Source organism: Variovorax sp. Soil_C_33 (genome assembly GCF_057656935.1).
Map to the genome: position 1 here is coordinate 1 of NZ_JBDGJK010000026.1, position 23,904 is coordinate 23,904.

The 23,904-nt window shown below is 67.0% G+C and carries 25 protein-coding genes; 9 read left to right on the plus strand and 16 right to left on the minus strand.

Annotation, left to right across the window (positions count from 1 at the left end; translation table 11 throughout):
• Positions 1–78 precede the first annotated feature (78 nt).
• Positions 79–213 carry a hypothetical protein gene (locus tag AC3A6B_RS27920; RefSeq protein WP_487839888.1) on the plus strand — a complete coding sequence of 45 codons (135 nt, stop codon included), beginning with the start codon at positions 79–81 and terminating at the stop codon, positions 211–213.
• Here the strand turns inward: AC3A6B_RS27920 and AC3A6B_RS27925 are convergent.
• Positions 180–545, minus strand: coding sequence for a DUF4440 domain-containing protein (locus tag AC3A6B_RS27925; protein ID WP_487839889.1), 366 nt, complete (start codon positions 543–545; stop codon positions 180–182). The genes AC3A6B_RS27920 and AC3A6B_RS27925 overlap by 34 nt on opposite strands.
• 2 nt (positions 546–547) lie before the next feature.
• The gene (locus AC3A6B_RS27930) at positions 548–763 is read right to left on the minus strand and encodes a hypothetical protein (protein ID WP_487839890.1); all 216 of its coding nucleotides are present in this window, start codon (positions 761–763) and stop codon (positions 548–550) included.
• A gap of 216 nt (positions 764–979) precedes the next feature.
• Between AC3A6B_RS27930 and AC3A6B_RS27935 the strand changes: the two genes are divergently transcribed.
• The gene (locus AC3A6B_RS27935) at positions 980–1,438 is read left to right on the plus strand and encodes a hypothetical protein (protein WP_487839891.1); all 459 of its coding nucleotides are present in this window, start codon (positions 980–982) and stop codon (positions 1,436–1,438) included.
• Positions 1,439–1,481: 43 nt separating this feature from the next.
• Here AC3A6B_RS27935 and AC3A6B_RS27940 read toward each other — a convergent pair whose 3' ends face one another.
• Positions 1,482–3,425 (minus strand): hypothetical protein, encoded by a 1,944-nt coding sequence (locus tag AC3A6B_RS27940; protein ID WP_487839892.1) that lies wholly within the window; start codon positions 3,423–3,425, stop codon positions 1,482–1,484.
• Positions 3,426–3,605: 180 nt separating this feature from the next.
• Between AC3A6B_RS27940 and AC3A6B_RS27945 the strand changes: the two genes are divergently transcribed.
• Positions 3,606–4,706 carry a glycosyltransferase WbsX family protein gene (locus tag AC3A6B_RS27945; RefSeq protein ID WP_487839893.1) on the plus strand — a complete coding sequence of 367 codons (1,101 nt, stop codon included), beginning with the start codon at positions 3,606–3,608 and terminating at the stop codon, positions 4,704–4,706.
• Position 4,707: 1 nt separating this feature from the next.
• Here the strand turns inward: AC3A6B_RS27945 and AC3A6B_RS27950 are convergent, their stop codons facing one another.
• The gene (locus AC3A6B_RS27950; protein ID WP_487839894.1) at positions 4,708–5,910 is read right to left on the minus strand and encodes an aromatic ring-hydroxylating oxygenase subunit alpha; all 1,203 of its coding nucleotides are present in this window, start codon (positions 5,908–5,910) and stop codon (positions 4,708–4,710) included.
• A gap of 164 nt (positions 5,911–6,074) precedes the next feature.
• Between AC3A6B_RS27950 and AC3A6B_RS27955 the strand changes: the two genes are divergently transcribed.
• Entirely contained in the window at positions 6,075–6,719 is a 645-nt protein-coding gene (locus AC3A6B_RS27955; protein WP_487839895.1) for a TetR/AcrR family transcriptional regulator, read from the plus strand.
• A gap of 19 nt (positions 6,720–6,738) precedes the next feature.
• Here AC3A6B_RS27955 and AC3A6B_RS27960 read toward each other — a convergent pair whose 3' ends face one another.
• Genes AC3A6B_RS27960 through AC3A6B_RS27970 form a run of 3 tightly spaced genes read right to left on the minus strand, consistent with a single transcriptional unit; the run spans position 6,739 to position 9,350 of the window.
• Positions 6,739–7,671: an NAD(P)-dependent oxidoreductase gene (locus AC3A6B_RS27960; RefSeq protein ID WP_487839896.1), complete on the minus strand. Its 933-nt coding sequence runs from the start codon at positions 7,669–7,671 to the stop codon at positions 6,739–6,741.
• Positions 7,668–8,357 (minus strand): RraA family protein, encoded by a 690-nt coding sequence (locus AC3A6B_RS27965; protein WP_487839897.1) that lies wholly within the window; start codon positions 8,355–8,357, stop codon positions 7,668–7,670. The genes AC3A6B_RS27960 and AC3A6B_RS27965 overlap by 4 nt, the downstream gene beginning before the upstream one ends.
• A 54-nt stretch (positions 8,358–8,411) precedes the next feature.
• Positions 8,412–9,350, minus strand: coding sequence for a Bug family tripartite tricarboxylate transporter substrate binding protein (locus AC3A6B_RS27970; protein WP_487839962.1), 939 nt, complete (start codon positions 9,348–9,350; stop codon positions 8,412–8,414).
• Between the two features lie 166 nt (positions 9,351–9,516).
• Between AC3A6B_RS27970 and AC3A6B_RS27975 the strand changes: the two genes are divergently transcribed.
• Complete coding sequence (locus AC3A6B_RS27975; RefSeq protein WP_487839898.1) at positions 9,517–10,311, plus strand: IclR family transcriptional regulator; 795 nt, start codon at positions 9,517–9,519, stop codon at positions 10,309–10,311.
• A gap of 222 nt (positions 10,312–10,533) precedes the next feature.
• Positions 10,534–10,725 (plus strand): hypothetical protein, encoded by a 192-nt coding sequence (locus tag AC3A6B_RS27980; RefSeq protein ID WP_487839899.1) that lies wholly within the window; start codon positions 10,534–10,536, stop codon positions 10,723–10,725.
• A gap of 194 nt (positions 10,726–10,919) precedes the next feature.
• On the opposite strand, the gene AC3A6B_RS27985 is transcribed toward AC3A6B_RS27980, so the two are convergent.
• Both AC3A6B_RS27985 and AC3A6B_RS27990 read right to left on the minus strand, forming a co-directional pair.
• Positions 10,920–11,444: a hypothetical protein gene (locus AC3A6B_RS27985; protein ID WP_487839900.1), complete on the minus strand. Its 525-nt coding sequence runs from the start codon at positions 11,442–11,444 to the stop codon at positions 10,920–10,922.
• A gap of 8 nt (positions 11,445–11,452) precedes the next feature.
• Positions 11,453–12,274 (minus strand): alpha/beta fold hydrolase, encoded by an 822-nt coding sequence (locus AC3A6B_RS27990; RefSeq protein WP_487839901.1) that lies wholly within the window; start codon positions 12,272–12,274, stop codon positions 11,453–11,455.
• 169 nt (positions 12,275–12,443) lie between these two features.
• Between AC3A6B_RS27990 and AC3A6B_RS27995 the strand changes: the two genes are divergently transcribed.
• Positions 12,444–15,275: an ATP-binding protein gene (locus AC3A6B_RS27995; protein WP_487839902.1), complete on the plus strand. Its 2,832-nt coding sequence runs from the start codon at positions 12,444–12,446 to the stop codon at positions 15,273–15,275.
• A 104-nt stretch (positions 15,276–15,379) separates the two neighbouring features.
• On the opposite strand, the gene AC3A6B_RS28000 is transcribed toward AC3A6B_RS27995, so the two are convergent.
• The 4 genes from AC3A6B_RS28000 to AC3A6B_RS28015 form a co-directional block, all read right to left on the minus strand.
• A complete protein-coding gene (locus AC3A6B_RS28000) occupies positions 15,380–16,774 on the minus strand; it encodes an NAD(P)-binding protein (protein ID WP_487839903.1) in 1,395 nt (464 codons plus the stop codon).
• A 144-nt stretch (positions 16,775–16,918) separates the two neighbouring features.
• Positions 16,919–18,385 carry a TrkH family potassium uptake protein gene (locus AC3A6B_RS28005; protein ID WP_487839904.1) on the minus strand — a complete coding sequence of 489 codons (1,467 nt, stop codon included), beginning with the start codon at positions 18,383–18,385 and terminating at the stop codon, positions 16,919–16,921.
• Positions 18,386–18,402: 17 nt separating this feature from the next.
• A complete protein-coding gene (gene trkA, locus AC3A6B_RS28010; RefSeq protein ID WP_487839905.1) occupies positions 18,403–19,869 on the minus strand; it encodes a Trk system potassium transporter TrkA in 1,467 nt (488 codons plus the stop codon).
• 156 nt (positions 19,870–20,025) lie between these two features.
• Entirely contained in the window at positions 20,026–21,318 is a 1,293-nt protein-coding gene (locus tag AC3A6B_RS28015) for an NAD(P)/FAD-dependent oxidoreductase (protein ID WP_487839906.1), read from the minus strand.
• A 198-nt stretch (positions 21,319–21,516) separates the two neighbouring features.
• On the opposite strand from AC3A6B_RS28015, the gene AC3A6B_RS28020 reads away from it, so the two are divergent.
• Positions 21,517–21,777, plus strand: a complete 261-nt coding sequence (locus tag AC3A6B_RS28020; protein ID WP_487839907.1) for a hypothetical protein — start codon at positions 21,517–21,519, stop codon at positions 21,775–21,777.
• 32 nt (positions 21,778–21,809) lie between these two features.
• Here AC3A6B_RS28020 and AC3A6B_RS28025 read toward each other — a convergent pair whose 3' ends face one another.
• Together AC3A6B_RS28025 and AC3A6B_RS28030 are read right to left on the minus strand one after the other, a co-directional pair.
• Positions 21,810–22,049, minus strand: a complete 240-nt coding sequence (locus tag AC3A6B_RS28025) for a hypothetical protein (RefSeq protein WP_487839908.1) — start codon at positions 22,047–22,049, stop codon at positions 21,810–21,812.
• 11 nt (positions 22,050–22,060) lie between these two features.
• A complete protein-coding gene (locus tag AC3A6B_RS28030; protein ID WP_487839909.1) occupies positions 22,061–22,372 on the minus strand; it encodes a hypothetical protein in 312 nt (103 codons plus the stop codon).
• Positions 22,373–22,489: 117 nt separating this feature from the next.
• On the opposite strand from AC3A6B_RS28030, the gene AC3A6B_RS28035 reads away from it, so the two are divergent.
• Complete coding sequence (locus tag AC3A6B_RS28035; protein WP_487839910.1) at positions 22,490–22,720, plus strand: hypothetical protein; 231 nt, start codon at positions 22,490–22,492, stop codon at positions 22,718–22,720.
• A 313-nt stretch (positions 22,721–23,033) separates the two neighbouring features.
• On the opposite strand, the gene AC3A6B_RS28040 is transcribed toward AC3A6B_RS28035, so the two are convergent.
• Positions 23,034–23,630 (minus strand): hypothetical protein, encoded by a 597-nt coding sequence (locus tag AC3A6B_RS28040; protein ID WP_487839911.1) that lies wholly within the window; start codon positions 23,628–23,630, stop codon positions 23,034–23,036.
• Positions 23,631–23,904: the final 274 nt, after the last annotated feature.

Below are 23,904 nucleotides of genomic sequence, written 5' to 3' on the forward strand. Positions count from 1 at the left end.
ATAAGACCGCAGTCATTACCGCCAGCCGGAACTTCAAGAACTTACTTGCCACACGGGAGGCGTCCATATAAGACGACCATGACCTATCGAAAGCTCACTCTGGCGCTGGCATGCATCGCCCTGGCGACGCTCGCCGCCTGCGATCCGAAGCCGCAGCCGCCGAAGGCCGCGGCCGCCGCTCAAGCGCTGAGCGTGCAGTCGGCCGGCGTTTGATGGTGCGCCACCAGCTGCCAGCGGCCGCCGGAGCGGACATAGACCGAACTGCATTGCGCGCGATAGGCGCTGCCGGTGCTGCCGCGATCGGCGGCAGCGGCGTAGACCAGCACGGTCGTGCCCTCGGCCGGGGCGAGCAGATGCTGATCCGCGAACTCGACCCGGCGCCAGCGCTTGTCCGGCTCGATCGAGGCCAGGATCTGCGCGCGTCCCATCATGCCCACCGGCTGCGCAAAGACCATGCGCGCGTCGGCTGCCAGGTGGTGCTCGTAGAAGAGCGCGTCGCCGAGCCAGAAGCGCTCCTCCAGATCCCACAGATCTTCAGCCGGCATGGCTAGCCTCCGCGCAGAACGATTCGGCCTTCCTTGACGAAGCGGTCGTAGTCGGCCCTCGGAATGGCCGTGCTCATTGCCTTGCCCTCTTCCTCCCAACTCAGCACGGCGCTGTCGGCCCCCGGCTCGACCGTGCAGGGACCCTGCGGCACGCGCAGCAGCGGTCCGTCGCCTGCGCGGTAATCGACCTGGCCGTTGATTCGAGCGTTCGCTTCCATGCGCTGCAAGCTCTCGCGGCGCGGTCGCGGCCGGCGTAGGAAGCGATGCTTTGTCTTCCACGGACAAAGCCGACGGCAAGCTCAGGCCCAGGCCTTCCGGGATTGGGGAGATCCGTGCAGTTGTACGCAAATCCTGCGGCAGCGCGCAATGTAATCCGTTCGACTTCATTCGGCCGCGTTTGACAATGGCGCCAGATCTATATCGAGCCTCCAACCATGAACGCATCTCGCCTTCTCGAAGCGCTCTTTCGCATCCGGCGCAGCCCTCGCGCCGTCCCCGCCACGTCCGTGCCAACCCCGCCGGCAAAGCGCGTGTTCAGTCCCACGAGCTTCGAGGCAGCACCGCCCGAGGTCGTCCTCGCTGCCGTTCAGCCCGAGCCCGCGCCCGCGCCCGTCGTGGAAGTGACTGAGCTTGAAGCGCCCTCCGGCGCAAAGACGATGCGCTCGCTCGAAGAGGTGAGGGCCGACCTGGCGCGGCTGCGCCAGACGGCCAGCGAGCGGCATGCGCTGGCGCAGCAGCCGGCGCGCCATGTCGATACCAGCTTTGCGCGGACCGACTTCATGGAGATCCCCGAACACTTGCCCACGTCCTCGCCGCGCAAGAAGGACGCTTCGGAGTTCGAGCCCACGGCCTTCGCGGACTTCGCTTATCCGATACCGCTGTTGGCCAGATAGCAGCCTCCGGGCCGAGAGTGCGGTCGTACTGCAGGGACAGACATCAAGGCGCGTTCGAACTGTGTACCGAGAACGGCCTGAACGGCAGGGTCAAAGCCCCCGCGTACTCGCCGTTCGGCGTCAGTGTCGGGCATCCGGGACCGTCCGACGGACAGAAGTTGGTCTGGCTCGACGGCAGAGAGTAGCGCACGATCCCGCAACGGTACTGTTTGATCGAGGCGCCCGAGTAATCCGCCACGGCCACCATGCAACCACTGGTCGAATACTGGTCGAGTTCGGCCACGGCGACAGGATCGACACGCGAATCCGCCATCCGGCGGATCACGCCGCCGGTGTTGTCGTTGCGGAAGCCAACCCAGCCCCATTCGCGCTCGGCACGCCGGTAGAACATCACAGCGGTATTCAAGGCGTCCGAACGCTGGTCCAGGCCCTTCGACTCCGATAGGCCAGTGACCCCGGCGCCAAGGCCGGTGACGCGGCCGACTTCGGCGATGTCCGCCGGGTCGGGTGTCGTCGGCTTGGGCCCGGCTGCATAGCGGCCGAGCGAGTAGATGCGCAGCGTGCCGTCCTCGGTGGCGATCCACGCGCGCGGGTGGCGCGGCGTGGCTCGCCAGTAAGGCGTGCCAGGGATGCGCTCGCGATCCTCCTTGTTCCAGTACGAGCGCACGGTCGTCGCGACGCCGGTTGGCTTTCCGTCGAGGTTGACGACCTTCACCAGCACAGGCGCCGACTGCGGGTGCGCCGCAATCGGGTACGGCCACTGGTCCGGCCCCATGCCGATGTTCTGCGTCTCGGCGTTGCTCTCCGCGCTGTTCAAGAACATGCTGTTCGTGAACCTGAGGTAGGGGCCAAGGTCGATGAAGGCGGCCTTCTTTTCCGACTTCGAGGTGACCACGGCCACGCCACCTTTGGCATAGGTGGCATGGAACTCGCCGCCCGGCAGGAACTTCGAACGGTTCTGCGCCAGAGGCGAGGCGAGCAGCCCGATGCTCGACACTTCCTTGCCCGCCGGATGCACGACCGCATCGAACGGCGTCATGCCGGTCGTGACCTTGATGCCGGTCGGGGCCTTCATGGTGTCGGGCAAGTCGACGTAGCCGACGATCTTCATGAAGATGAAATTGCCCTGGTCCCAGAAGCCGACATGCACCGAATCGACGAACCCGTGCCACCAGTCGTAGCGTGGCCCTTTCAGCGTGCAACCTTCGCATGTAGCGCCCAGCGAGACGATGGCGACTTTGCCTTTCACATGGACCGTGTCCCACAGCGACACCACAGCCAGTTCGCCGCCGGCGGTCGAACTGATGCCTGTCGGCACCAGGCCGACCGGGAACTGCACCGACGCGCGGTTCGAGGCTGTCGTGTTGCCGATCGTGAAGAGCGTGGCGCCCCTCGTCGCGCTGCCCTGCGTGCCGATGATCGAGACGCGGCAGGAGCTGTCCGCCGCGTTGGCGCAACGGTCGGCGACGATGGGAAGGTCGGCCGCCTCGTTCGGCGACAACACCCCGTCGCGGTAGTAGCCGGCCATCGCGGACGGCAGCAGGTTGTTGGCTTGCCACAAGATCTGTGGCCGCTGCATCCACGTGTTGCGATCGACGGCGGAAGCCTGGAACCACGCAACCGAATCGGACACCGACGAACCGGTGAGCGGCACCCCGATCGCCGCCGCGTGCGTGCTGACGTAGTTGTTCGACATCGCAGTCGATTCCTTGCCGAGTTGGTACGCGATCTTGCAGCCGCCGCCGCAATGACTGATATGCCCCATGTCGGCACGCAGCGGAAATGTCTGCACGCCCTTCTTTGTCGCCGGCTCACCGAAGCGGTAGGTGATCGCGGCCGGTGATGTGTAGGCGTTGCCGATGGCTTTGTAGGCCGCGGGGTTCACCACGCCGGCCGCGTTCACGATGTCGTTCGGCTGCGCATGCACTGCGCAGGCCAGGAACAGGAGGACAAGGGAAAGATATTTCATGGCTTGGTCCGCGGCCAAACTATCTCACGCCCAACAACGAGCGATGAACAGCGAAGGCAATCGCCCACCAAGTCGAACGCCGTGGGCTTGCACCCACAGAAACGTTCCTTCAGTCCTACACGAGGACGGATGCTGCCGTGATACGAGACGTCCTCCACTCCGCGGCGCCGACAGCTGCTGAATTCACGGACTTCGAACTTGACCAATCCGCAACTGCTGGCATTTCTGTTGCCGCAATTTCATCGCATTCCCGAGAACGACCGTTGGTGGGGCGAAGGCTTCACAGAGTGGACGAACGTCAGAAAGGCGAGGCCGAGCTTCCGCGGTCATCGACAGCCGCGGGTACCGCTGCACGGCCATTACTACGACCTCTCGAATCCCGACACGCAGGACTGGCAGGCGGAGCTCGCCAAGGCGCACGGACTGGGCGGCTTCTGCTATTACCACTATTGGTTCGCGGGCCGCCGACTGCTGGAAAGGCCTCTCGATTCGATCCTGCGACGCCGCGCGCCCGACTTTCCCTTTTGCCTGGCATGGGCCAACGAACCCTGGACACGCACCTGGGACGGTGGCGATCGCGACATCCTGATGCCGCAGGCCTATGGCGGCAAGGGCGATTGGGAAGCGCATTTCCGATATCTCGAGAAGGCGTTTCGAGACCCGCGCTACATCCGGGTGGACGGCTGCCCGGTGATCCTCATCTACCGAAGCGCCAGCATCGCCGAGTGCGACGAGATGCTGGATTGCTGGCGAAACCTGGCGGTGCAGAGCGGCTTCGCCGGGCTGCACGTCGTGAGCATGCTGACTGTGTTCGGGCGCGATGTGCGCAGTCATCTGTTCGACGCCTATGTCGAGTTCGAACCCTTCTACACGCTCGCGCACCTGCCCTTCCATCTGAGGATCTACGAGAAGCTCGCGAATGGCGTCAGCCAGTTTTGCTGGCGGCGCCTGGGAAGGGGCCCCTACGCGCCGCGGAGCAGAGACTACCGAATGATGTGGCGCGAGATCGCCAACCGTCCCGTGCCTTCCGGCCACTACCCCGGCGCGTTCGTCGACTGGGACAACAGTCCGCGCAGGCGACTGGACACGAGCCTGGTCATGCGGAACGTGAACCTCGATGCCTTCCGTACCGGCTTCTCCGGACTCTACGAAAGAGCCCGTGATGCCGGAACCCGCTTCATCTTCATCAATGCCTGGAACGAATGGGCGGAGGGCACCTACCTGGAACCGGACGAGGAGCTCGGCACAGCCTATCTGGACGTCATCAACTCCGTCGTCGGCCCCCACGGCGGCGTATGAGTCAGCTCTCGCCTGCAGGCACCAGCGTCCCGCCGATCGCCGCGTCGATGCCGCGATGAAAGCGCAGCACCCCGTGTTCGAGCCGGCCGGCCTGCAAGCCCGCGTTGGCGCCGCTGTGCAGGCCGCGCTGGATCGCCACCGCCGTCGCGATGTCTTCCTTCTGGAAGACCGTCTCCTCGATCAGCCGGAAGGTCTTTTCCCAGTGCGGAATCCAGTCGGCGCCGGTGCGGTCGGGAGGAATCAACATGGTGTGCATCCACCGCACTTCGCCGGCGGCCGGCGAGAACATGCCGATGAGGCTGACATAGTCCGGGTGCCAGATCAGGAAAGTGTTGGGGAACAGGAACTGCGTCGGCGTCGCGAGCTTGCACAGCGCATCGCGGTCGCGCGGCGTCTCGAATGCCTCGAAGGCCCTGCGCCGGGCGACCAGCGAATTCTGATGCGGGCCGGCATCCAGATTGACGGTGTACGCATCGGCGAAGAAGGGATAGATGGTGTCGCGATGCAGGACGCGGATGTGATAGCCCTCGAGAAACGCGTCGACGGTGAGCTTCCAGTTTGCGGCATAGACCCGATCGATCTTGCGGAACACCTTCATGTCCGCCAGCCCCAGCCATTGCAGGTGCTCGTCGAGCCCTTGCAGGAAGCCGGCGGCTGAGAACGCCGGGCCGGGCGCGCGCTTGACGAATATCAGGCCGCCGGCTTCGGCGCAGGGCAGTTCGACCAGATTCAGCGTGGCCGGGTCAATCCCGTCGAAAGTCTCCGCATGCAAGCGGTGACGCAATTGCCCGTCGAGTCCGTAGGTCCAGCCGTGATACGGGCAAACCAGTGTCTTGCAGCTCTTGGCCTTTGCGGGCTCCGGCCCTTCGGCTTGGACCAGCGCCATTCCGCGGTGCCTGCAGACATTGAAGAACGCGCGGACGCGACCGTCGCCGGACCGGGTCACCACCATGGGCACGCCGAGCGCATCGAAGGGCAGCGCCGATCCTGCAGGCACTTCCGAGCTGTGCGCCGCGACGATCGGCCACTGCGCGAAAACAGTGTCCTGCTCCTGCTGCCAATGATGGCGGTCGGTGTAGTGGCTAACGGGCACCGTGCCCGTCTCGGGTCCCATCGCGCGCTCGCCGGTTGAACGGGCGTGATCGAGCCGGTGAACCAGATCGGCCAGCGTCGCGGGCGGCGGAGCGGAGGTCTGCTGTGTCATGGCGGGCGATCCCCAGTTTTCGAGTGCGAAGGCGCCCCCAAAGCTTAGGTGAGATGTACGCTCGGCGTGTTCGGTTTTCCCGCCCCTGCGCGCACCGACTCCACGGAAAGCAAGTGTTCAGCTTTGGAAGAGGGAGTCTTCGGTGCCACCCCTTCAGACAGCACATGATCTTGACTGTTAAGCCTCGCCGCAAGCCTTCGCAGGCGCGGGCGTGGATGACCTCGCGCGCCATTCAGGATGCCTTCGTCCTGCTTCTGCTCGAGCGCGGGTACGAGAAGGTGTCGATGCGCCATATCGCGGCTGTCGCGGGCGTCGGCCTTGGCACGCTCTACCAGTACTTTCCGGGCAAGGATTCCATCGCCGCCGTCACCGTTCGCAGCCGGCTGCGCGGATTGGCCGCCCTCGTGGAAGAGGCCGGCGCCGCTTCGAGCCCGCGTACGCTGGAGGAGACCGTTCATGCTCTGGCGCAAGCGCTTGTCGGAACCTTGCTGGGCCAAGCTGCGGAATGGCGAGCCCTCTTTATTCTGGAGCGGCGCATCTCCTCTGCTGAAACCTATCGCGAGCTCTACAAACAGTTTGTCCATCTGTTTCGCGATGCCTTTGCGTCGGCATCGGACTGGCCAGCGGAGTTCGATCGCGAGCGCGTCGCCTTGAATGCGTTCTCCATCGTCGATGCAATGGCCAAGCACGCATTGCTCGTGCAAGAGTCCTGCCCCGATGCGGAGCAGGTCGTGGAGGACGTGGAATGCGCGGTCAACGGGTACTTCCTGCTGGAGAGAAGAAAGTGCGGAGCCGCGCGGACGCCCTAGCGTCGGAGTCCCTGCTCTCTCAAGCGCCGGAAGCGGCGGGCTGCCGCGCCAGCACTTCCAGCGCATTACGTGCCGCGGCCACGCCCATGTTGATGTAGGCATCGTTCGTCACGCCGCCGATGTGCGGACTGAGCACGATGCCCTTCTGCCCCTGGAAGGGATGGCCGGCAACCATCGGCTCGACGGCGAAGCTGTCGAGCCCGGCGGCCATGACCTGGCCTGACTGCACTGCGGCGAGCAGCGCGTCTTCATCGATCAGGCCGCCGCGCGCGGTGTTGACGACGATGACGCCGCGCCGCGTCCTGGCGAGCGTGGCCGCGTCGAGCAGCTGCCGGTTCTCCGGCGTCAGCGGGCAGTGCAGAGAGATGACATCGGACTCGCGCCAGATCGTTGCGAGCTCCACCGATTGCACGTAGCCTGGAAGATCCTTCGCGAACGGATCGAAGCCGATCACGCGCATGCCGAGTGCGTCGGCCATGCGCGCGAAGCGAAGCCCGATCGCGCCGAGCCCGACCAGCCCGACGGTCCGGCCGTTCAACTCCAGGCTCTTGTGCGTGGCCTTGTCCCAATGGCCGGCATGCATGCGTGCATCGAGCGACACCACGGACTTGGCGCATGCCAGCATCAGCGCCAGCGCCTGCTCGGCGACCGCCGCGGCGTTGGCGCCCGTTGCCGCGACCACCTCGATGCCGCGTTGCCTGGCTGCAACCTTGTCGATGGTGTCGGTGCCGCTGCCGTGCTTGGAGATGACGCGCAGCGCAGGCGCGGCATCCATCGCGGCTGCGCCGACTTTGCTGTAGCGCACGATGATCGCGGCGGGGTCGTGCCTGGCGCAGAGCGCCACCACGTCTTGCTCGCTCGGCGTCTTGCCGGCGAAGAGCACCTCGTGCTCGCGAAGCAGGGCCATGGCCTGCGGCGCCAGGTCCGCGCCGGTGACGAGGATGGTGCTCACAGCGTCTCGCCTTCCTTCAGCACGCCGGCCGTGCGCAAGGCGCCGTCGAGCCACGCGGCCGCGGTGTTGCCGCCCTGGATGGACGCGATGCGCTTGGCCTCGTCCTCCACCTTCCTGCGAGCGGCGCCGATCAGCGAGCCGATCTTTTCGCGCTCCACCACCATCACGCCATCGCCGTCGCCGATGATGAAGTCGCCGGCATGCACCGTGACCCCGCCGACGGTGACAGGGTGGCCGATGCGCCCGGCGATGTTCTTGGTCGGGCCGTTCGGATTGGTTCCTACCGAGAAGACGGGGTAGTCCATCTCGTCGATCTCGAGGCTGTCGCGGACCGCGCCGTCGACCACGACGCCGGCGATGCCGCGCTGCCGGCACGCCGTCATCATGATGGTGCCCATGAGCGCCGAGGTCTGGTCGGCCTTGCCGTCGATCACCAGCACGTCGCCCGGTTGCGCCAACGCGATGGCCGCGTGGATCATCAGGTTGTCGCCCGGGCGGACTTCGACGGTGAGTGCCGGGCCGGCCAGCTTCATGCGCGGGCGCAGCGGCCGGATGCGGCCGTGCAGCGCGCCGCGGCGGCCGGCCACGTCGGCGAGGATGGCGGGCTGGAATTCGGAAGCCTGCTTGACGATCTCGGCGGGGACGCGCTCGAAGTCGCGAACGATGTCGGGCAATGGGTTGCTCATGAGATGCTTTCTCGATGCGGGGGATGGAAGAGAGAGGAGAGGCGCGGGCGGCGCTCAGTCGACCTTGGCGCCCGATGCCTTGACGATGGGGGCCCAGCGGGCGATGTCGGCGCTGATCAGCGTGCCGAACTTCTCGGGCGTGCCGTACAGCACGTCGGCACCCTGCCCGCTCAGCTTCTTCTGCACGTCGGGCGATTCCACCGCCTTGTTGAAGGCCGCGTTGAGCTTGCCCACCGCATCCTTCGGCATGCCGGCCGGCCCCGCGACGCCGAACCAGGTGACCGCCTCGAAGCCCTTGTAGCCGGCCTCCGCCATGGTCGGCACCTCCGGCAGGTCGTCGGTCCGCTTGAGCGAGGTCACGGCGAGTGCGCGCATCTTGCCGTTGCGGATGTGGCCGATCAGCGTCGGCACCGAGGACATGTACATCTCGATCTGCCCGCCGACCAGATCGGTCGCGCCCTGCGCCGCGCCCTTGTAGGGCACATGGGTGAACTGGACGCCCGCGATCTTCTGGAACTGCTCGGTCGCGAGATGCGCCACCGTGCCGCTGCCGGAGCTCGCGTAGTTGAGGGCCTGCGGCTTCGCCTTGGCGGCCGCGACGACATCGGCCAGCGTCTTGTAGGGCGAGTTGGCCGCGACCACCAGCACCAGCGGCGCGCTTGCGACCAGGCCCACCGGCGTCAGGTCCTTCTCTGGGTTGTAGGGCAGCTTGGCGTAGAGGGTCGGGTTGATCGCGAGGTTGCTCGTCTGGCCCAGCACCAGCGTGTAGCCGTCCGGCGGCGCCTTCGCTGCGGCATCGACGCCCAGGTTGCCGCCGGAGCCGGGCCTGTTCTCGACCACGATGGTCCAGCCCTGCGTCGTCGACACCTTGTTGGCGACTTCGCGGGCAATGATGTCCGTGCCGCCGCCGGCGGGAAAGGGGACGATCAACCTGATCGGCCGCGAGGGATAGGCCTGCGCCGATACGGCGCCGGCAGCGAAGAGCAGCGCCATGCAAAGGCCGGCGCGGCGGGAGAAATGAAGTTTGGAAGTCAGCACGGGTTTGTCTCCGGATCGATGGAATTCAGGGTGTCTCTGCCTGCCTTCAGGCCTGTGGCGAACTCTAGATTTGCGTTCCATTCCATACAATGGTGGTCCACCAGACGGACCATGAACCACGATGCGCAACGCCAAGGCACCCGCGAGAAAGATCGTTGAAGTCGTCGAAGAGCCCGCATCGGCCGACGCCCAGGCCACGGGCGGCGTCACCGCCGTCACGCGTGCGCTTCAGTTGCTGGAAGCCTTCGAGATGCAGGACCAGCGCCTCTCGCTCGCGGTGCTCACGCGCCGCAGCGGCATGCACAAGACGACGGCGCTGCGCCTGCTGCGGACTTTGGCGATGTCCGGCTACGTCGTGCAAAGGGACGATGGCGATTGGCGGCTCGGGCCCGCCGCGGGCTGGCTGGGCGCGCGCTACCAGTCGAGCTTTGACGCCAACAACGTGGTCGAGCCCATGCTGCTCGCGCTGTCGAAGAAGACCGGCGAAAGCGCGGCCTTCTATGTGCGCGAGGGCAACCTGCGAACCTGCCTCGCGCGCGTCGAGGGGCCGCAGCCCATCAGGCACCACGCCCGCATGGGTGCGCTGCTGCCGCTCGACCAGGGCTCGCCCGGCCGCGTCATCCTGGCCTTTTCAGGCGAGCCCGGAAAGCTGTACGAGGAGATCCGCCGGCGCGGCTACCACTTCTCCATCGGCGAGCGCGAGAAAGGCGTGGCCACCGTGTCGGCGCCGGTGTTCGGGCTGCGCTGGAGCTTGCTGGGCTCGGTCTGCATATCGGGCCCGGCCGAGCGCCTGCCGAAGAGCAAGCTTGTCGCGTACGCCAAGACGATCATGGAAGCCGCCAACCAGCTCTCCTATGCGCTGGCGGGAAGCGCCACGCCGGAGACGCCGAAGGTCATCTCGTCCTGGCACCCCTGACTTGCTCCCCTCTCCCTCTGGGAGAGGGTTGGGGGCTGAGGTTGATTGGGTTAGCCGCCAGAGTCAGCGCCTCATCCGTGCGATATCTCACACATCGAGCGAAGCAAGATAAATGAATCCTTTGGTATTCATTTTGGGACGCTCAGAATTAGGCCCCATCTCCTACCAAGGCTTTGACGGCCGTGGAGACAGCTCTCTTTCAGCCGCGAACCCTCAAAAGCCATGTCAAGACGATTCAGCACCCACAACCGCTTCGCTGCCGAACTCGACAGCGCCCCTTCCCGACTGGAAGAACTGACCCTTCAGCATCGGCTCGAGGAGCGTGAGCAGCGCGCTTCCGGCTCGCGGCGCAACCTGTTCGTCGCCGCGCTTCTGATTGTTGCCGTGCTCGTCACGGTGTTCATCGCGCGGTGAGGGGAAACGCTGCAGGTGGGAGACTGCGGGTAGGCCTGCGCAATTGGCCGACGGCGGCGTGATGCTCGAGGTCTACGAGACGATGAAGGCTCTTGTGAAGCAAGGCACTCCGCCCGCTCTGGCCGTCAGGCTGGCTGCGGTCCAGCGCTTCGACAATTGACGAATGGCGCTGGCGCTCGGCAAAGCCAGCGCGTTCATGGCCCCACGCCCTGGGTGCTCGCTGTGGGCACATCGGCCCGCTGCCGGCGCAAGCGGCGCACCTGCAGCGCGGCGCCCACCACCAGGACCAGGAAGAAAAGGCCGACCAGCTTCTGCAGCGCCGGGTCTTCGGGGCCCGAGAACAGCGGCGCGCCGAGCGGAAGGCGCGTGAAGGTTTCCGTCAGCCCAGGAATCATGTGGAAGAAGAAGGTGGCGCTGTAGCCGACGGTCTCGATGTAGGGCGAGGCGCGGCCGAAGCTTCGCTTCTTCGGGCCTGCGAGGGCGGCGACGCCGAGCACCACCAAGGTGAGGATGCCCAGCGCATGCGGTTTGCCGAAGCCGCCGTGTTGGAAGATGCCGAAACCCGTGAGGCAAGTCAGCACGGTGGCCCAGATGTAGAGCCTGCCGAGGCCGGTGGCCGGCAGGATCTCCCGATGCCGGATCAGCGCGAGCAAGCCCGCCGCCAGCGCCACGAGGCTGATGGCGGTGTGGATCGCGCCCAGCGGTGTGAGGCCGAACATGGCGACGCTCAGTCTTCGAGGAAGGCCAGCAGGTCGGCGTTGACCCGTTGCGGCTGCGTGGTGCAGATGCCGTGCGACTCGCCCGCATAGACCTTGAGCGTCGAGTTCTTCACCAGCTTCGCGGCCATCGCGGCCGATGCGCCGATCGGCACGATCTGGTCGTCGTCGCCGTGGATGAAGAGCGTGGGCACGTTGAACTTCTTCAGGTCTTCGGTGAAGTCCGTTTCCGAAAAAGCCTTGATGCAGTCGTACTCGGGCTTGATGCCGCCCAGCATGCCGATGCTCCAGAAGGAATCGATCACGCCCTGCGAGATCTTCGCGCCGGGCCGGTTGTAGCCGTAGAAGGGCACCGCCAAATCCTTGAAGAACTGCGAACGGTCGGCGGCCACGCCGGCGCGGATGTTGTCGAAAACCTCGATCGGCAGCCCGCCGGGATTCGCCTCGGTCTTCAGCATGAGCGGCGGCACGGCGCCGATCAGCACCACCTTGGCGACGCGCTGGGTGCCGTGCCGGCCGACATAGCGCGTCACCTCGCCACCGCCGGTCGAATGGCCGACCAGCGTCGCGCCCTTCAGGTCCAGCGACTCGATCACCGCCGCGAGATCGTCGGCGAAGGTGTCCATCTCGTTGCCCTCGGCCGGCTGGCTCGAGCGGCCGTGGCCGCGCCGGTCGTGCGCGATCACGCGGTAACCGTGCTGCAGCAGGAACAGCATTTGCGGGTCCCACGCATCCGCATCGAGCGGCCATCCGTGGGAGAAGACGACGGGTTTGCCGGTGCCCCAGTCCTTGTAGTAGATCTGGGTGCCGTCCTTGGTGGTCACATAGCTCATGGCGCTGCTCCTGGTCGAGGTGGAAGGGATGGGCCTCGAAGGTACGGGGGGCGGCGCCTGGCCGTCCCGGACGGCGGCTGAGGCGAGCTGAAATCTCCTGAAAAACGAAGGCCCTGCCCCTAAACTCGCGCGTCTCAGCCCAGGCCAGCACGTCCGTGCCTCATCCGCGATGAACCCTGCCGCCTCCGCGCCTTCGTCCTTCGAATTCGGCAGCTGCCGGGTCTTGTTGCATCGCCGCGAACTGCTGTGCGGGGGCCATCCAGTGGCGCTGGGCGGCCGCGCCTTCGAGATCCTGGTCGCGCTCATCGAAGGCCGCGGCGCCGTGGTAGCCAAGGACGAGCTGATGCGCCTGGCCTGGCCCGGCCGCATCGTCGAGGAGAACACCCTGGAGGCGCAGGTCTCCGCCCTGCGCCGCGCGCTGGGCGAAGACCGCCACCTCATCCGCACCATCGCAGGCCGCGGCTACCAGTTCATCGGCGAGATCCGCGCCGGCGCTGCAGCAGCGGTCGAGCCGGCGGGCAACGCACGGCTGCCGGCGAGCATCACTCCCTTGATCGGCCGGGAAGCGGCGCTGCGCGAGATCGTCGAGCTCGCCGCCACCCAGCGACTGATCACGCTGGTGGGCGCCGGCGGGGTCGGCAAGACCCGCCTGGCCCTGGAGGCTGCCGGACGCGTGGCGCCGCTCTTCCCCGATGGCGTGTCGCTCGCCGAACTGGGGCCGCTCGGCGCGCCGGAATTCGTGCCGGCCGCGGTGGCGCAGGCGCTCGGCTTTCCGCAAGGCGCCGGCACCCCTTCGCTCGACCGTATCGCCTCGGCGATCAGCACACGCCGCATGCTGCTGGTGCTCGACAACTGCGAGCATCTGGTCGAGGCCGCCGCCCAGATCGTCGAGAAGCTCCTGCACGCGGGCGCGTTCGCGAGCGTCATCGCCACCAGCCGCGAAGCGCTGAAGGCGGACGGCGAATACGTCTATCGCGTCGCCTCGCTCGATGTGCCCGCGGAAGAGAACCAGGACGTCGAGGACGTGCTGCGGCACGGCGCGCTGCAGCTCTTCGATGCCCGCGTGGCTTCGGTGGCCGGCGCCGGCCGCAGCGAGGACCCGCGCGTCGTCGCACTCAAGGCGCGGATCTGCCGACAGCTGGACGGCATCCCGCTGGCCATCGAGCTCGCGGCCGCGCGCGTGCGGGTGTTCGGCATCGAGGGCGTGGCCGAGCGCATCGACGACCGCTTCAACCTGCTCACGGGCGGCGCGCGCACCGCATTGCCCCGGCAGAAGACGCTGCGCGCGACGCTCGACTGGAGCTACGAACTGCTGTCGGCGCCGGAGCGCGAAGTGCTGGGCCGGCTGAGCGTGTTCGGCGGCCCTTTCTCGATCGACGCGGCCGCGGCGGTGGCCTCCTCTGCGGAGATCCCGCCCGATGCCGTTGTGGATTGCCTCTCTCAGCTGGTGGAGAAGTCGCTCGTCTCCACCGATGCCTCTTCGGCGGTGCAGTACCGCTTGCTGGAGACCACACAGGTCTACGCGCGCGAGAAGATGGCCGCGAACGCTGCGCTGCGCGAGTACCAGCGCCGTCACGCGCGCTACCACTGCGAACTGCTGATGCGCGCCGAGGCCGAATGGGAAACGCGCCCGACCGTCGAATGGATCGCGACCTTCGGCCGCTATCTCGCGGACCTGCGCGCGGCCATCAACTGGAGCTTTTCGCCGGAGGGATCGCCCGCGCTCGGCGTGGCGCTGACGACCAGCTCGGTGCCTCTGTGGATGCACCTCGCGCTGCTGGAGGAATGCCTGGCGCGCGTGGACGAGGCGATGGCGCACCTGGACCGCAGGCGCATCGTCGACGATCGCTCGCGCATGAAACTGTGCGCCGCCAAGGCCGCGTCCTTGCTGTACCAGGGCGTCGGCCTCGAAACCGGCGCTGCATTCCAGCGGGCGCTGGAACTTGCCGAGCGCCTGGGCGAGCCCGAGTACATGCTGCGCGCGACCTGGGGCCTCTGGGGTGTGAGCTACCTGAACGGCAAGTACGAGGCATCTCTCGCGCTGGCCCGGCGCTTCTCGGAACTGTCGGCCACCCTGCCCCACCAGGCCGACCGCCTGATCGGCGAGCGCATGGCCGGCATGTCGCTGCTCTGCCTCGGTCGGCTGGCCGATGCCCGCGACCGGCTCGAACGCATGGCCGCGCTATATGCCGCGCCGGACTACCGCTCGCACCTGATCCGATTCATCTACGAGCAGAAGGTGATCGCTCAGACCTCGCTCGCCCACACGCTCTGGCTGCAGGGCTTTGCGGACCAGGCGCTGCGCGTGGTGCAGCAGGCGACGGCGGGTGCGCGGGCCATCGACCATCCGCCTTCGGTGTGCTACGTGCTGACGGAAGGCGTGTGCGCCATCGCACTGCTCACCGGTGGCGTCGCGGCGCTGGCGCAGCCCGCGGCATCGGCAATCGAAGCGACGCGGCGACATGGCGTCTCGACCTGGAAGGCGCGCGGCCGCATGTGGCGCGGCCTGCTGCTGCTGGGCCGCGGCGATGCGGATGCGCATGCGCGCGATCTCCGCCCCGCCTTCGAGGAGATCGGGGAAGCGCTCTTCGTCCTGCACTACACAGGCTACGTTTCCGCCGCCTGCATGGAACTCGGTCTGCAGGGGCAGGTGGCCGAGGGTCTGGCGCTGATCGACGCCGCCATCGGCCGCGCGCGGCAGGTCGACGATCGGTGCTCGATCGCCGAGCTGCTGCGCGTCAAGGGCGAGCTGCTGGATCGCGAGCCCGCTTCGAAGGACCAGGCCGAAGCGCAATTCATCGAGGCCGTCGAAGCGTCGCGACAACAGGAATCCCTGGCCTGGAAGCTGCGATGCGCGATGAGCCTTGCGAGGGCTTGGCTGCAACAGGGGCGTCGCGTCGAAGCGCGCGAACTGCTGGCGCCTGTGTACGCGCAGTTCACGGAGGGCTTCGACACGGCCGACCTGCAGCAGGCTCGCGCCCTGCTGGGATCGATGCGCTAGCCCTCGCCGGCGGGCACGAGCGTCCCGCCAATCGCCGCGTCGATGCCGCGATGAAAGCGCAGCACCCCGTGTTCGTCATCCCCGGCTGAGGGCCGCCGCCGCGTCTATGCTGCAGTCTGCCCAACGATCGCTGCAAGCCGCTTGAGGCCGGGCCCAACGTTGGCGGCGAATCTCTGTGATGCCCGCTGCACCCGTTCTTCGTCAGCATGAGCGCGCAGTCCGCGCATAGGGTTCAGTCGCGAGCGTTCGAGCCACGCCTGGAGGTCGGGCTCCTTCGACCAGGCGCGATCGGCTCCCATCTGGACCAGCGTTCCGCGAGCCCAGTCGAGGGGCGTGTTCGCAAATGGGTTGGTAGGACACAGACGATTCTTCTCCGCGTCGTCGTCCCGGCGTGCCTCGACGAACCCCACCAGTGCTGCGTTGAAGGGAATGAGGCCCATGCGCACCGGCTGCAATGTGATGCGGTCCGCGGCAAAGATCGGCAACGCAGGCGGATACCGCACGCCCTGCGCCGCGCAATGCACGTGCAGGTGCCGGGGACTGGTCGCGACGCTGCCCCGCTCCAGCAGGATGCGGTCGCGCTCGATGCTGCGGACGTGGCCGAGGCGGATGACATCCTCGATGCGCCGCAGCAGGTCGATCTCCCAGTCGCCGATCGTCGCGCCCTTGTACATCGTCGGTCGCACGCTGCGGTCGACTCGCCGCATTTGTGCAGCCGCTTCCAGCCGGTCGATGAGATCGTCGATCGAGGATGCCTGGGCGGCAGCTTCCATCTGCAGCGAGATGCCTTCGAGCAAGGTGCCGACGAGCTCGCCGGGCTGCGTGTAGCTGCGGTTCTGCAGCCACGTTTCGCGTGGCTTCACCCATTGGATGTCGCCCGGATCGACACCGTTCCTGAGGAGCCAGACGCAGGCGTCGAGGGCGGTTTTGCCGGCACCGACGATGACGTAGCGGTCAGGCTTGTCGACGACATCGACGAGGCGGTGGACTGGAATCACGGACACGCCGTCGCCAACGCCGAACGGCGCGGGAGTGAGCGCGGGAATCGATGGCGAGAGATAGTTGGCGTCGACCAGCTTTCTGCGCACTTTGACGTCGAACGTAGCGCCCGACAGGCGCGACACGAAGCGCTGCTTGCCGACGTATTCGCAATTCGGGAAGAAACGGACCCGGCCTGAAGCGATCAATCGCCTTTCCATGACGCGAGCGTAGTACGCGCGAATCTCGGAGCCCCTCGTGCGCTCGTATTGGCCCGCCTCGGGCCCGCGCAGTTCGATGGCGTCGCTGCCGAGTGGTGTTGAGTTCACGCCATAGTAGAGCGACGGCTGATGCAGGCGAACGAAAGGGTAGGCGTCGTTCCAGTGTCCCCCGGGCGCCGAGCGGCGGTCCACCATCACGACCTGGGCGTCGGTTTCGCTGATGAGCGAGTCGGTGAACGCCATGCCGGCTGCGCCGCTGCCGACCACCAGGTAGTCAGTCTCCAAAGCCTGAGGAGCCATATGCCGCCTCCTTCCATTGCTTCCGGGGGTTGGAGCCGCCGGTCAACCTCGATTCGACCGCGAGCACGACTGGTCGTCAATGCTTGTACATGCGAGGACCTTCGGATTCCAGCGCCGCCTGCCTGCTCAACAGCCAGCCCCAACTCACTTGCGCCAGAACGACGGCGCCAGCAACGCGATAAAGCTCAGCATCTCGAGCCGGCCGAGCACCATCGCGAAGGTGCACACCCACAGCTGGAAATTTGTCAGGCCGCTGAAATTGCCGGCGGGCCCGACGGTCCCGAGCCCCGGGCCGGTGCAGTTCACGCTGGCCAGCACCGCGCTGAAGGCCGTGACCGGGTCGAGGTCGGTCAGCACCAGCAACATGCTCAGCGAGATCGTCGTCACGCCGTAGACCAGCATGAAGGCCAGCACCGAGAAGATCACGCGGTGGTCGACCACCATGGTGCCGAGCGTCACCGGCTGAACCGCGCGCGGATGCACGAGGCGCGTCATCTCGCGCCGCGCCTGCTTCACAAGGATGAGCACCCGCACCATCTTGATGCCGCAACCGGCCGAGCCTGCGCTGGTGGCCACGCCCGAGAGCAGCAGCATGTAAAGCGGCGCGAACACCGGCCAGGCGAGGTAGTCGACAGTCGCAAACCCGGTTGTGCTGCCGACTGAGATGGCGTGGAACAGGCCGTGGCGCAGCGCATCCACCGGCCCGTAGACGCCCTTCACCCAGAGCACCACCGCCACCAGCACACCGCTGCCGATCAGCGCGATGAGCGTGCCGCGCAGCTCCGGGTCGCGCCAGAAGCCGCGCCAGTGCCCCTTTCGCAGCGCGACGAAGTACAGCGCGAAGTTGCAGCTGGCCGCGAGCATGAAAAGCACCGCCACGCCTTCGAGCAGCGGCGACGCGAAGTGCGCAAAGCTCGCGTCGTGCGGCGAGAGCCCTCCCAGGCTCACGGTGGTGAACATGTGCATCAGCGCGTCGATGGCCGTCATGCCGCCGGCCCAGTACGCGAGGAAGCAGGCCGCCGAGAAGGTCGCGTAGATGCCCCACAGCCCCTTGGCGGTTTCCTTCACGCGCGGCGTGAGCTTGCTGTCCTTGATGGGCCCGGCAACCTCGGCCTTGAAGAGCTGGCTGCCGCCCACGCCCAGCAGCGGCAGGATGGCCACGGCCAGGACCAGGATCCCCATGCCGCCGAGCCATTGCAGGAAGGTGCGCCACACGTTGATCGACACCGGCAGTTCGTCCAGCTTGACGAGCACCGTCGCGCCGGTGGTCGTGAGGCCCGACACGGCCTCGAAGTACGCATGCGTGAAGTTGAGCGGCCGCCCGATGCTGTCGAGCGCCCACATCAGCGGCAGCGTGGCGAACAGCGGCAGCAGCACCCAGGTGCACGACACCAGGAAGATGCCGTGGCGCGGTTGAAGCTCGTGCCTGTAGTGCCGCAGGCCGCCCCACAACGCCGCTCCGCACACGAACGAGATCGCCGCAGAGATGGCCCACACGTGGCGCAGGCCGTCGGCATGCATCCACGACATCAACCACGGCACGAACATTCCGAACGAGAAGAAGGTCAAGAGCGCGCCGAGCACACGCAACACCGGAAGGAAGTCGCTCATGGGCGGAGCCGGCGGCGTCAGAAGAAAGTGGCGCTGACGCGGAACAGCTTTTCCACGTCGCGCAATTGGCGCTTGCGCGGCACGAAGACCACGACGTGGTCGTTGCTCTCGATCACGGTGTCGCCGCGCGCGATGATCACTTTCGCCGGCGTCGTCGGCGCCTCGCCGGCCGGGGCTGCGCCCTCGCCGAGCTCCGGCAGCCCGCGCATGATCAGCCCGACCTGCGCACCCTTGGGCAGCTGGAGCTCCGAGATCCTGCGGCCCACGACGCGCGAGGTCTTGCGGTCGCCCCGCGCCACGATCTCCAGCGCCTCGGCCACGCCGCGCCGCAGGCTGTGCACCGCCTGCACGTCGCCGCGCCGCACGTAGGCCAGCAACTCGCCGAGCATGGTCTGCGCGGGCGACAGCGCAATGTCGATCTGCGTGCCGTGCATCAGATCGGCATAGCTGCGCCGATTGATGAGCGCCAGCACGCGGCTCGCGCCCAGGCGCTTGGCCAGAAGGCTGGCCATGATGTTGTCCTCGTCGTCGCTGGTGAGCGAGAGGAAGAGGTCGATGTGCTCGATGCCCTCGTCTTCCAGCAGGTCTTCGTCGGTACCGTCGCCGTGCAGCACCAGCGCCCTGTGCTGCAGTTCGGAGGCGAGCTGCACGCAACGTGCCTGGTCGCGTTCCAGTACCTTGATCCGGTAGTTGCGCCCGGTCTCGATGAGCTGTCTTGCGAGCCGCAGCCCCACGCGGCCTCCGCCTGCGATCATGATGCGCTCGACGTCGCGACGACCGGTGTGGTCGTCGAAATGCAGCGCCGACAGCACCGCCTGGAGATGCTCGCGCGCCGACAGCACGAACACTTCGTCGCCGGGCTCGATGAGCGTCTTGCCCTCGCAGCCGATGAAGCGGTCGGGCTCGTTCTCGAGCCGGCGGTAGATCGCGACGATGCGCATGTCGGCACCGGGCACGCATTCGCGCAGCTCGGCAATGCTGTGGCGCACCAGCGGCGCTCCAGCCACCGCACGCACTGCCACCAGACAGGCCAGTCCGTTGGCGAACTCGCGCACCTGCAGTGCCTCGGGGTACTCGACCAGCTTGCCGATATAGCGCGTCAGCGATTCCTCCGGGCAGATCACGCGGTCGACGGCAAAGCCTTCCTTGCCGAGGAGCGGGCTGTCGTCCTTGAATGCATTGGAGCGCAGGCGCGCGATGCGTGTCGGAATGCCGAACACCTGGTAGGCCACCTTGCAGCAGACCAGGTTGGTCTCGTCCTGCGCGGCGCAGGCGATCAGCATGTCGGCATCGCGCGCACCGGCTTCGGTCAGCACGTCCGGCTCGATGCCGCTGCCCACCACGCCGCGCAGTTCGATGCGTTCTTCGAGTTCGCGCAGCCGCACTGCGTCGGTGTCGATGACGGTGATGTCGTTGCGCTCCGACACCAGCGTGCCGGCCACGCTTTCGCCGATTCGGCCTGCACCGAGGATGATGATTTTCAAGTGATGTCTCCCTGGCACGTTTTACACGCTCGAAGAGAATGGCGTGAGAGTGTTATTCATAAAGGGAAGCAGCCTACCGGCTGCCTGGGCTGGGTGCCACGCCCTGCGACAGCGGCAGTATCCAGTCTCGTCTGCATTCCAGCGACGAGCGCCGCCTTAGATCCGCGCGTCGACCCAGTGGAATGCCTGCGCGCCTGCTTCGTAGCCCAGCGCCTTCACGTTGCGCCACGGCGCCGGGGCCACTTGCGTCATCGGCAAGGGCAAGTCGTCGCGGCGGACCGCGCCCAGCACGAGCTTCGCGAGTTCTCTGCCGAACACCGTTCCCGGTGCGATACCCCGGCCATTGAAACCGCTGAACGAAACCACGTTGTGGTCAAGTTCATGAAATCGGGGCAGGGCGTTGCTCGTCATGCCGATCGTTCCGTACCACTCATGCTCGAAGGGCACGTCCTTCAACTGCGGAAAGATCCTCGCGAGCGCGCGTCGCGCCCAGTCCTGGTGGATCTTGCGCCCCATGCCCCGCAGAGCACCGACGCTGCCGAAGACGAACCGTCCCGCGGCGTCGAGACGGAACGAGGACAGAACCTGGCGGGTATCCCATGCACCTTGGCGTTCGGGCAGGATTCTCTGCGCGATCTCTCTGGGCAGCGGCGCCGTGGCGAGATTGAAATATGGCAGCGACACCTGCTCCGCCTGGATGCCGGGCCACAGCCCGTCGCTCCCGGTGTAGGCATCGGTAGCAACGATGACCCAGCTCGCGGACACCACTGCGCCGCTGCTCGTTGCCAGTTGCCAGCGCGACCCGACGCGCTCGGCCGCGGTCACGCGCGTCTGCGTGTGGATGCGCGCACCCGCCCGCAGCGCGGCATCGGCCAGGCCCCGCACATAGGCGAGCGGTTGGACGGTGCCGGCCCGGCGGTCCAGCAACGAGGCCGGATAGGCCCGGGTGCCGGTGAGTTCCAGGGTGCGCTTCGCATCGAGGACTTCCACCGGGGCGCCGAGTCCCAGCCACTGGCGCGCGCGCTCGGCAAGCTCGGCGACGCCGCGTTGGCCCACCGCGCAATGCAAGGTTCCGTTGCGGACGGCCTCGCACGCGATGCCGTGGCGGGCAACCAGGTCGAAAACGATGGAAGGCCCATTGCCCAGGAGGTCCAGCAGGCGCTGGCCGTGCGACTTGCCGAGCTCGCCCACCAGCACGGATGGCATGACCCACATGCCGGCATTCACGAGGCCCACGTTCCTGCCGGAGGCGCCAAAGCCGACGTCGAACGCCTCCAGCACCGCGGCGCTCGCGCCGCCCTCGGCGAGGTGAAGTGCCGCCGATGATCCGGTGTACCCCCCGCCGATGATCGCGACGTCGACCGCTATGCGCTGCGTCAGCGCTTGCGTCTTCGGCGCCGGCGGCGCCGAGGCCTCCCACAGGCCGTGCGAAAGCCGATCGGCGTTCATTGGGAAGCTCCGCATGCTCCTGGGGGTGTGGGTGAAGTTCAGCATTCTGCCGGCAACCACAGCTCGATCCCGAGGGTTCCTGCGCCTTTGGCCGACGACGGCCAAAGGCGGAAACCTACAAGAGGAGCGCACGTAGGCGAAGCCCTTGCTTCCATCAGTGGCTCCAGTATTCAGCCTGGCCAACCAGATGGACACGACATGAGAGCTGATGCACTGCCAAGCGCAACGAAGGTCGACACTGCGCGCCGCAACGCCGTGGTTTGGACTGCCTTCATTGACGAATACGAACTCGCCTTGCGCTCGGTCGAGTGCGACTACCCCGTGCTCGATCCCGATTCCACCGAATTCGAGGAAGACGTGATGCTCGAGGTCTACGAGGCGATGAAGGGTCTGGTGAAGCAAGGTACCCCGCCCGCTCTGGCAGTCAGGCTGGCTGCGGTCCAGCGCTTCGACAATTAGCGGCATCCCCTGCTGCGCCGGTCTGAGCCCCTTCAGTGAGCCATGGCCGACCTGCAGGTCGCCCACACGTCGACCTTCGCCTTGGCCAGACAACGCAGCCTGTCGCGTACTTCGTCGGGTCGACTTCGCGCGCTCCCCAGCGAGAGCCTGGCCTTGAACTCATCGTTCGCGAAAAGATCGGCGTGACCAAAGACGCTGTCGGCTGCGCTGTCGACGCTGATCGAAATGGAGACACCCCGGTATTCGAACGGCCGCGAGGAAGCTTCTTGCATAGGCGCCTCCATCACATGTCGCGGCGCGAGTGGTCTCGCGCGCCCAGCATGGTTTTCCACCAGGGCGCTCGAGCCCTCGGCATCGGGGGCAGCTCACCAGGAAGGGAGAAGCTGGCCAGTTCTTCCCTCCCTTTTTCGGTGATGGCGAGCACCTGGGCTGCGTCCCCGATGCCGGAAGGCGTCTGCGGATCCGATGACGCTGGCGTCAAGGCGATGACCAGACCGGCCGCTCGCAAGAGCTTGACCTGGTCGATCTCCGCCGGGGTGCGGAACGTGGCCGGCAGCGGAGAGCCGGCGAGCTGTCTGAGCATGTCCATGGCCATTTCGGGTCCTCCGTTTCTCGATGACCAATTGGGAGCGCCTTCGATATAGGAGCAGGCGGCGGGCTTTTCAAGAGGAAAGTTCTTCTGGCAGAAGCCGAATAGGAGTACCTTCCGCTCATGAGCACGAGAGCCGCACGTCGCGAGTACCTGGAGGCTGTCGCTGAATTTCAGCGAGCGCTCCAGGCGTTCTCTGTTGGCCTGGGCCGCGTCCTCGATCCGTCCCTGTCCGATCGCTCGCCGCAGGACGGCGTGCAACCGACGGCAATCACGGAGCTGCTCGGGCCCCGCAAGCCTGCTCAGCGCGCGCCGCGTGCTCAGCGGCTGATCGACGGCGCAAGGAAGGCGTGATATCCCGCTATCGCGGCCGCCCTGTCGAACACTCACGCCTCTCCGGCGTCTGAGCGGCACGGCCTCCTACAAGGGAGGGTTGATCGCCGTTCCAGCATTTTGCGTTCCGCCCGTGTCGACTGCTGGAATGCAAATACACCTGTCTGAACTTCGCGAATTGCATGCGGAGATGGAATCCGCTCGCACTGCGGCCAAGCAGGCGAGTGAACTGCTGATGTACGCCTTGAGCAGTTACCTGCGGGGCGAGGGCCAGGGGCCTACCTCGGACGAAATGCTTGCCGTCCAGGCAGCCAACGCGCGCGAGGAAGCGACGCTATCGGCGTACCTTGTTTGCCTCTACGCACTTGCAGGCGGCCGCCACGCGGATTCGTAGGATCACGCGAGTCAGCAGGGGATCATCTGCCTGGCCCACCACCGCCGGGGCCGCCACCACCGCCGGGGCCGCCACCACCGCCGGGGCCGCCACCACCGGGGCCGCCACCGCCGGGGCCGCCACCACCACCGGCACCGCCGCCACCGGCACCGCCGCCACTCGCACCGCCGCCTGCGCCACCGCCGCCAGCGCCACCACCACCGGCACCGCCGCCACCGGCTCCACCGCCACCGGCTCCACCACCACCGGCACCGCCGCCACCGGCTCCACCGCCACCGGCTCCACCGCCACCGGCACCACCGCCGCCGGCGCCACCGCCGCCTGCGCCACCGCCGCCGGCACCAGCACCGCCTGCGCCACCGCCACCGGCGCCAGCACCGCCGGCTCCACCGCCGCCTGCCCCAGCACCTGCGCCACCGCCGCCTGCGCCAGCCCCACCAGCACCTCCGCCACCGGCTGCGCCCGCAGCACCCGGGCCGGCGCCAGCCGCACCATCACCGGCGCTGCCACTGGCAGGGTCTGCGCTCGCAATTCCAACGGCCCCGCCCGCACCCGAACCTTTGGAGAGAGCAGCCGAGCTGGTCGCGCCAAAAAAGCCGGTTGTCCCGGGAGCTGCCTCGGGACCTCCACCTTGAGGTGATCGCGCCAGCTGAGTTGCTTGCCTAAAGCAAGGCACCTCCCCAAAGGGGTTGTGTCGGTCGCACGCGGCCGAGCTTCTTGTTGCCGCGGGAGGAGCCGCGGCTTGAAGCCGCGTGTCTGGTGGTCGCGGGGCAGGCGACGCCTCGCCGGCGCTGGGACGCACCTCGGCAAC

Excerpts from the sequence above, each read along its gene's own strand:
- AC3A6B_RS27990 (WP_487839901.1), bottom strand. The coding sequence starts at position 12,274 with ATGAGCTATGTGACCACCAAGGACGGCACCCAGATCTACTACAAGGAC.
- AC3A6B_RS28000 (WP_487839903.1), bottom strand. The coding sequence starts at position 16,774 with ATGGCTCCTCAGGCTTTGGAGACTGACTACCTGGTGGTCGGCAGCGGC.
- AC3A6B_RS28015 (WP_487839906.1), bottom strand. The coding sequence starts at position 21,318 with ATGAACGCCGATCGGCTTTCGCACGGCCTGTGGGAGGCCTCGGCGCCG.
- AC3A6B_RS27950 (WP_487839894.1), bottom strand. The coding sequence starts at position 5,910 with ATGACACAGCAGACCTCCGCTCCGCCGCCCGCGACGCTGGCCGATCTG.
- AC3A6B_RS28030 (WP_487839909.1), bottom strand. The coding sequence starts at position 22,372 with ATGGCCATGGACATGCTCAGACAGCTCGCCGGCTCTCCGCTGCCGGCC.
- AC3A6B_RS27985 (WP_487839900.1), bottom strand. The coding sequence starts at position 11,444 with ATGTTCGGCCTCACACCGCTGGGCGCGATCCACACCGCCATCAGCCTC.
- AC3A6B_RS27995 (WP_487839902.1), top strand. The coding sequence starts at position 12,444 with ATGAACCCTGCCGCCTCCGCGCCTTCGTCCTTCGAATTCGGCAGCTGC.
- AC3A6B_RS27925 (WP_487839889.1), bottom strand. The coding sequence starts at position 545 with ATGCCGGCTGAAGATCTGTGGGATCTGGAGGAGCGCTTCTGGCTCGGC.
- AC3A6B_RS27980 (WP_487839899.1), top strand. The coding sequence starts at position 10,534 with ATGTCAAGACGATTCAGCACCCACAACCGCTTCGCTGCCGAACTCGAC.
- AC3A6B_RS27975 (WP_487839898.1), top strand. The coding sequence starts at position 9,517 with ATGCGCAACGCCAAGGCACCCGCGAGAAAGATCGTTGAAGTCGTCGAA.
- AC3A6B_RS28035 (WP_487839910.1), top strand. The coding sequence starts at position 22,490 with ATGAGCACGAGAGCCGCACGTCGCGAGTACCTGGAGGCTGTCGCTGAA.
- AC3A6B_RS27970 (WP_487839962.1), bottom strand. The coding sequence starts at position 9,350 with ATGGCGCTGCTCTTCGCTGCCGGCGCCGTATCGGCGCAGGCCTATCCC.
- AC3A6B_RS27930 (WP_487839890.1), bottom strand. The coding sequence starts at position 763 with ATGGAAGCGAACGCTCGAATCAACGGCCAGGTCGATTACCGCGCAGGC.
- AC3A6B_RS27935 (WP_487839891.1), top strand. The coding sequence starts at position 980 with ATGAACGCATCTCGCCTTCTCGAAGCGCTCTTTCGCATCCGGCGCAGC.
- AC3A6B_RS27965 (WP_487839897.1), bottom strand. The coding sequence starts at position 8,357 with ATGAGCAACCCATTGCCCGACATCGTTCGCGACTTCGAGCGCGTCCCC.
- AC3A6B_RS27955 (WP_487839895.1), top strand. The coding sequence starts at position 6,075 with ATGATCTTGACTGTTAAGCCTCGCCGCAAGCCTTCGCAGGCGCGGGCG.
- AC3A6B_RS28005 (WP_487839904.1), bottom strand. The coding sequence starts at position 18,385 with ATGAGCGACTTCCTTCCGGTGTTGCGTGTGCTCGGCGCGCTCTTGACC.
- AC3A6B_RS28020 (WP_487839907.1), top strand. The coding sequence starts at position 21,517 with ATGAGAGCTGATGCACTGCCAAGCGCAACGAAGGTCGACACTGCGCGC.
- AC3A6B_RS28025 (WP_487839908.1), bottom strand. The coding sequence starts at position 22,049 with ATGCAAGAAGCTTCCTCGCGGCCGTTCGAATACCGGGGTGTCTCCATT.
- AC3A6B_RS27920 (WP_487839888.1), top strand. The coding sequence starts at position 79 with ATGACCTATCGAAAGCTCACTCTGGCGCTGGCATGCATCGCCCTGGCG.